This is a genomic window from Streptomyces sp. NPDC058877 (genome assembly GCF_042742855.1).
GTDB lineage: Bacteria > Actinomycetota > Actinomycetes > Streptomycetales > Streptomycetaceae > Streptomyces.
Genome location: NZ_JBHYMF010000317.1, coordinates 1 through 4,862, shown reverse-complemented (window position 1 = coordinate 4,862; position 4,862 = coordinate 1). Strand labels below are relative to the sequence as shown.

The following is a 4,862-nucleotide window of genomic DNA, read 5'->3' as shown; positions in this document are numbered from 1 at the left end:
GCTGTACGGGGCTTTCCACCCCCACCAGACGATTCGGCGTGATCTCGATGCCGTGTTCCTTGAGCTCCCTCCGGAGCTGAAGGGCCATCAGGGAGTCCAGGCCGTACTCCCGCAAGGGGCGGTGTTCGTCGATGAGCTCGGGCGCCATGCCCAGCAGTCGCGCCGCACTCCGGACGAGCGTCCGCGAGGCCGTCGAGCCCGCCTCGTCGCCGGGCTCGGGGACGGAAGGCCGTGGAGGGCCCGGCACGTTCAGGACGGTCGGTTCCGGTCGCGGTGTCGGCACCGCGGATGCGGCTCGGGGCGGCTCGATGGGTGAGGTGGTGACCTTGTCGTCCGGCGTCAGCAGGCCCGACAGCCACGTGGCGAGGGTGCGGCGGCCGGAGTTCACCGTCCTGGTCAGAAGGGCCGTGGTGTCCGACAGCAGTACGGTCGTCGGGGAGGGCGGCAGCGGTGACGCGTTCACCGGCTCCGCCCCCCGTCGCAGGGTGATGCGACGGAACTCGGCCAGGGGCCGGCTGTCGGGCGCCGCCACCACCACGTCGGCGGTCGCGGTGGCGCTCTTCGGCGTCTCCGAGGACGAGACGTGCACCCAGAAGGTCTCCGGCAGGTCGGACAGGAGCCGGGTGTACCCGAACTCTTGGGGGCGATAGGTGACGTGAGCGCCCGAGCCGTCGGGGAGCGCCGCTAGGAGGGGCAGCAGACAGGCCTCCCACTCGGTGTGTCGGGGTGTCGCCGGGCGGTGCAGCAGGGCGACGGCCTCGCCGTCGCGCCGCCACAGCCCCTGCACCGTCCGGAAGGCGGGTGCGACTTCGTACCCGCGTTCCGCGATGCGGCGCAGGAACTCCGCGCCGGACCAGTAGGAGCGGCAGCGGGTCAACGCCCCGTCGAGGTCCACCCCGGCCGGTGGCTCGACCGCGGGCCGCACCGAAGCGGTCAGGCACGGCGTGCCGGACGGTGCCGGAGGGTCCCCGCGCAGCGCCGACACGGTCGCCACCCCTCCCTCGGCGGGCGTGGCGGTGACCTCTGCGCGCAGGGTCAGGGTGCCCCCGTCAGGTATCTCCGGCCAGGAGTCGCCGATCAGCGCGTCCGTGACGACGACCTCCGTGTCGCCGTGGGCCGACCGGGCCACTTCGTGCAGGACGGAGAGGTGCACGACCGGGGGTACGGGTGCGAAGCCCCGTGAACTGACGCCGGTCGCCCGGTCGTCGAACGAGAAGTCCCTGGTGCGTCCGGCGGGGGGCTTGGTGGTGGGGCCGGCGGGGTCGCGCCGGAGGTGCAGCGCGTGCCACTGGTAGGAGGGGAGCGGAACGTGCGGTGCCTTGCCGCCGAACCATCCTTCCCAGTCGACGGCGCCCCCGTGCGCGAAGTGGTGTCCGAGCGCCCGGGTCAGGGCGGTCCGCTCGTCCTGCTGCCGTCGGGTGGAATCGGTCACCCCGGCGGTGGCGCCCGCGTGATCGAGGGTCGTCCGCATTGCGGCGGTGAGCACGGGGTGGGGACTGACTTCGAGGAAGACGGAGTCCGCTTCCTTGGCCAGGTGCTGGATGCTCTCCCGGAAGCGGACCGGTCGGCGGAGGTTCTCCATCCAGTACGTGGCGTCTAGTCGGGGGCCGTCGACCGTGCTGCAGAAGACCGAGGAGTGCATCGGGACGAGGGAGTCGCCGGGCCGGAGACCCGCCAGGGCCTCCAGCAGGGGCGTGCGCAGCGCGTCCATCGCAGGCGAGTGCGAAGCGACGTTCACCGGCACCGCGCGGTGGAAGACGCCGCGTTCCTCCAGTGCGTCGGCGATCCGTCGCAGGGCCGCTCGGTCGCCGGCGAGCACCGTGGAGTCGGGTGCGTTCTCCGCCGCGACGCACACGCGGCGCCCCTCGGCGCGGATGACTCCGGCCGCTTCGTCCTGCGCCAGTTCGGTGACGAGCATGCCGCCCCGATCGGCCAGGTCCGACATGAGTCTGCTCCGCCGGCAGATCACGGCAGCCGCATCGGGTAGGGACAGGGCCCCGGAGGCGCAGGCGGCGGCGACCTCTCCCATGCTGTGGCCGACGCAGACGTCGGGGCGGACGCCCATGGCCTGCCAGTGGGCCGAAAGCGCGGTCTGCACCGCCCACAAGACGGGTTGCACGGTCGCGACGTCCGTGGGGAACTCCCCGTCCGTCGCGGCCAGTACGTCGATCACCGACCACCCCGTCTCCTCGCGCACCGCCGCGTCGCACTCCTGTAGGGTCCGACGGAAGGCGGGGGAGGAATCCAACAGGGTGCGGCCCATGCCCGCCCACTGCGATCCCTGACCGGGGAACACGAAGACGGTGCGGGGGGTCGAGCCGAAGCCGGCTTCTCCGGTGCCCGCCCCCTCCGTCTCCCGACCGTCGGCCAGGGCCCGCAGCCCCGCCGCGAGTTCGTCGTGGTCGTGCCCGGTGACCCACAGCCGGTACGGGTGGGACTCGCGACGCAGCGCGGCGGCGGCACAGACGTCGGCCGGAGAGTGGGCCCGGCCGGCTCCATCGGGTGCGAGGAAGTCCGCGTAGGAGAGGGCGAGTTCGGTCAGCGAGTGTCGTGATCGGGCGCTGAGGACCAGCAGGTGGACACCGTTCCCGGCGAAGGGTGCGGTCCGCTCCGCGGTGGGGCCGGTGCGGCTGTCGGCCGTCGGGGTCCGGGTGGGCAGTGTCGTGTCCGCGGGGGTGTGGGCGGCGACGACGACGTGGGCGTTGGTGCCCGAGAGGCCGAACGAACTGACCCCCACCAGGGCGCGATCGCCGGCCGGCTCGAGGGGGGCATTGGCGGTGACGACCTCGACGGGCACGTCCTCGCGGCTGAGCAGCGGGTGCGCCGGGTTGGCGTGCAGGGAGGCGGGTATCAGTCCGTGCCGGACGACCAGGACGGCTTTGATCAGGCCGGCCAAGCCGGCGGCTGCCTCGGTGTGACCGATGTTGCTCTTCACGGAGCCGGTCCGCAGCGGTCTACCGGCGGTGCGTCGTTCCCGTACGGCCTCGGCGAGGGCGGTCAGTTCGACGCTGTCGCCGGCGGTGGTTCCGGTGCCGTGGGCCTCGACGTAGTCCAGGTCGGCCGGCTCTATGCCAGCCTCTCGGCACGCGGTGCGGAGCATGTCCACCTGGCCGGACACGGCGGGTTTGAACAGGAGCCCGCTGCCCCGGCCGTCGTTGACCACGGAACTGCCGAGCAGCACGCCGAGGATGCGGTCGCCGTCCCGCTCGGCGTCGACGAGCCGCTTGAGCAGGACGACGCCGACGCCTTCGCTGCGGACGAAGCCGTCGGCGTCGTCGGCTCCGAACTTGCAGCGTCCGTCGGGGGAGAGCATGGCGGCCTGTGAGTACGCGATCGCGTCCATCGGCGAGAGGATGACATTGGCCCCGCCCGCGAAGGCGAGGTCCGACTCGCCGGCGCGCAGGCTCTGGCACGCGGCGTGCACGGCCACTAAGGACGAGGAACACGCCGTGTCCACCACTAAGTTCGGTCCCCGCAGATCGAGGGCGTAGGAGATGCGGCCCGTGGCCATGGAGCGCAGGTGGCTGCCCGCCACGTCGCGAAGCGTGTACGTCTCGGGAGTGTCCCGTCGGGAGTACTCGGCGGTCGCCTGACCGACGAAGACGCCGGTGCGGCTGCCGGCCAGGGAGGACGGGACGATGCCGGCGTCCTCGAGCGCCTCCCACGCCACGGCGAGCAGCAGCCGGTGTTGCGGGTCGAGCACGGCGGCCTCCGAGGGGGCGATGCCGAAGAAGGTGGGGTCGAAGGTGAAGGGGTCGTCGAGGAAGCCGCCGAAGCGGGAGACCGTGTGGCCCGGGGTGCGCGGCACGGAGGAGTAGCAGGCGTCGACGTCGAAGCGGTCCCGGGGGACGGGGGTGATGGAGTCGACGTTCCCGGCGAGGTTTCGCCAGTACTGGTCGATCGATGAGGCCTGGGGGAAACGGCACCCCATGCCCACCACGGCGATCGTTGACTTCCGGACAAGAGCGTTCATGCGGCAGGAACCCATCTGAGAAGAGAGGGGAGCAGGAGAACGAACCGTGGGGGGCGTGCGTGGCCTCGCGTCAGAGATTCTGATGCAAATCTGCACCAGAGGTCAATATTGCCCTCTGGGCTTCTTTTTTGCGTCACCGCAACCCCGCGTTTCGCGCCACTCTGTCCGGTTGTCGTGCTCGCTTCGAGCGCTTGATTCGTTGCCCGGTGTGACCTGGAGCACTTAATGTTGAACCTTAGGGCAAACTTGCATCTTAATGTAAAAGCCTGCGCTCCACGGCGGAGAGGCCGCCGTGCGGACATCGGACAACACGTCAGAAGGCGGTATCGGTGCGATTCCTTGTCAGCCGCGCGTTCTTGGACGACGGCCGGTTACACCGGCTGCGGGCGGCCCACCAGAGGTACTGGCGAAGACTCTTCCAGCAGGGGGTCCTGGTTGACGGAGGCGTCTTCGAAGAAGGGAGCCGAGAGGTTCTGGTGATCAAGGCCAGGGACCGGGACGCGGTCCACCGGGTGCTCGGTGCCGACCCGTACACCCAGGAGAGACTCGCCCTGAGCGTCACGGTCCAGGGCATGGACGATCTGCTCGGCGCGGAGGAGCGAGCAGAGTCCGTGCGGCCCCACGACGCACGCACCGGGACCGGCGTCGAACTGGCCGGTCGACTGAGCGCCCATGAGTGGCGGGTCTCCCGGATGATGCTGGAGGGGCTGACCAACCGGGAGATCGCGGAGCGGCTGACGGTCTCGCCGAGGGCCGTGGAGCAACACATCACCCGCATCTACCGCAAGCTGTCGATCAGCCGTCGTGCCCAACTGGCCGTCGCCCTCGGGACGGAGATGGCTCCCGCAACCTGACTCCCACACACGGAACGGCGGCTCGCCCCGGGGCG

At 71.0% G+C, this 4,862-nt stretch carries 2 protein-coding genes; one reads left to right on the top strand and one right to left on the bottom strand.

The annotated features are described in order from the left end of the window. On the bottom strand, positions 1-3,973 hold a 3,973-nt coding region (locus ACFW2Y_RS34730; RefSeq protein ID WP_384887411.1), incomplete at its 3' end, for a type I polyketide synthase. 476 nt (positions 3,974-4,449) lie between these two features. Between ACFW2Y_RS34730 and ACFW2Y_RS34725 the strand changes: the two genes are divergently transcribed. After that, entirely contained in the window at positions 4,450-4,827 is a 378-nt protein-coding gene (locus tag ACFW2Y_RS34725; protein WP_384887408.1) for a response regulator transcription factor, read from the top strand. Positions 4,828-4,862: the final 35 nt, after the last annotated feature.